Here is a 2,025-nt window from a genome sequence, read left to right as displayed (position 1 = left end):
TGTATAAGAGACCGCCGCTGCCCTGTGCACCGCAGGAATCGCCACCCACTTCGCCCGCAAAATCGTGGTTCCCCCCAAAGCGCCGGTTGAGGACGTCCGCGTGCACTCCCTGGGTTACAGCAGCGCCGACATCACCGAGGGGCAGCAGCCTACCAGCATCCGTATAGATGCCACCGAGCGCACCCTGGCCCCGGGGCGCTACGGCTTCTACTTCTCGGGCGGGGCGGGTTTTGCCCTGCTGGGGGAGCTGACCTCCTACCTGCCGGGGGACAAGACCGTGGTGCGGGGTATCGAAAAAATTTACCGGGGCACGATGGCAGATATAAAGCGCGGACGTCTGACCGGGGTCGTTGCCACCGACCCTGCTATGGCTGGCTATCGGGCTGAAGATATTGAGCTGTCCCTGCCGGTAGGCCCCGCCCCTGCCTGGGTAGCACACCCCGGGGCAGCGCTAGGCAAGCAAGCAACGGAAGGCCAAGCAACTGACGACCCCGGTACCCCTGAACCGAGCGACACCTGGGCCATCATGGTGCACGGCATGGGCGCAACCCGCACCGAAACCCTGCGCGCCCTCGACGCCACCCAGGCCCTGGGCCTCACCAGCCTGCACATGAGCTACCGCAACGACCGCGAAGCGCCCGCCAGCGAAGACGGCCGCTACGGTCTGGGCTTCACCGAATGGCGGGACGTCGAAGTCGCCATCGACTACGCCCTGGCCCACGGCGCTCGCAACGTGGTGCTCTTTGGGTGGTCCATGGGCGGGTCAATCTGCATGCAGACCGCCGACCTGGCCCATAACCGCCGGGCTATTCAAGCGCTGGTGCTGGACGGCCCTGCCCTAGACTGGCTTGAGCTCATCCAGTACCACACGCACCTGAACAAGATTCCGCTGCGCATCGGGCAGCTGGGTGTACAGATGATCACCCACCCCGCCCTCAGCACCCTCACCGGGCTGAAAGAACCTATCAGCCTGCAACAGATTTCCTGGCCCCACCGGGCAGGTGACATTACCGTGCCCACCCTGATTATGCACTCGGTGGACGACACCTATGTGCCCTACCAGCCCTCACAGGCCCTGGCGGAGCTATCGCCCCTAGTGGATTTTGTACCCTTCGACAAGGCCCCCCACACCAGGGAATGGAACGTAGACCCACAGCTCTGGTTCGACACCGTCACCGGCTGGCTAAGCAGCCGCGATATCGGCGTAAGCCCCCTGCGTCAGCGCAACTAGGTCATCGGCAGCTAGCTCCACATCCAGGCCGCGGCGCCCACCCGACACCAAAATCGTGTTAAAAAGCTGGGCGGTTTCGTCCACCAGGGTAGGGTGAGCCGTCTTCTGCCCCAGGGGAGAAATACCGCCCACCACATACCCGGTGCGCTTCTCCGCCACATCAGGAGCAGCCATCTTCGCAGACTTCCAGCCCAGCGCAGTCGCAGCAGCCTTCACGTTCAGCTTGCCACCCACCGGCACCACACAGACCGCAAAATCCTTCTCGTGGGTAATCATCAAGGTCTTAAAAACCTGCTCGGGGGAGCGGCCCAGCTTTTCGGCAGCCTCCAGACCAAAGTTGGTTTCACCGTCCACATGCTCATACTCGCGCACCTCAAAAGCGGTACCGGTCTGCTGCAACAGAGCCAGAGCAGCCGTAGCCGCCCCCTTCTTCTTCGCCTTTGCCACCGTTTCTCTTCCCTTTCACTCACGTCAATAGGTATGCACCTACCAGCCTAAACGAGAAGCCGCCTATCGGCGTCCGCCCAGAGCCTGACCAGCAAATCTGTGAACAAACCAACCGGCTTAGAGTCAGTCCCGCACTAACCCCACCGCAACATTGGGCAACCTGCCCACCAGCTACTAGACTGTGGGTGTACGAATCACCAGCGCACCGTCGCGCCCAAGGGAAAGACCACACGTGGCAACCTACACCCACCTCACCGACCGCACCCCCCACGTCTCAGCCGACGAACTCCTCTCAGGGTTTAGGCCCTCAGAACGCTTCGGTGAAGTGTCTTTCAATACCTGTCTCT

Annotated in this window: 2 protein-coding genes and 1 pseudogene; 2 read left to right on the top strand and 1 reads right to left on the bottom strand. The window is 62.3% G+C overall.

Annotation, left to right across the window (positions count from 1 at the left end; translation table 11 throughout):
• Nucleotides 1–64 precede the first annotated feature (64 nt).
• Nucleotides 65–1,231, top strand: coding sequence for an alpha/beta hydrolase family protein (locus tag E4U03_RS12465; protein ID WP_135014042.1), 1,167 nt, complete (start codon nt 65–67; stop codon nt 1,229–1,231).
• On the opposite strand, the gene ybaK is transcribed toward E4U03_RS12465, so the two are convergent.
• Nucleotides 1,184–1,678: a Cys-tRNA(Pro) deacylase gene (ybaK, locus tag E4U03_RS12460; protein WP_135014041.1), complete on the bottom strand. Its 495-nt coding sequence runs from the start codon at nt 1,676–1,678 to the stop codon at nt 1,184–1,186. The two genes, E4U03_RS12465 and ybaK, sit on opposite strands and share 48 nt — an antisense overlap.
• 232 nt (nt 1,679–1,910) lie before the next feature.
• Between ybaK and E4U03_RS13485 the strand changes: the two are divergent.
• Nucleotides 1,911–2,025, top strand: a pseudogene (locus tag E4U03_RS13485) (cell division protein ZapE); the annotation flags it as partial.

This window comes from Rothia nasimurium (assembly GCF_004569295.1).
Lineage (GTDB): Bacteria > Actinomycetota > Actinomycetes > Actinomycetales > Micrococcaceae > Rothia > Rothia nasimurium_B.
This window is presented reverse-complemented; position numbering and strand designations above follow the sequence as displayed.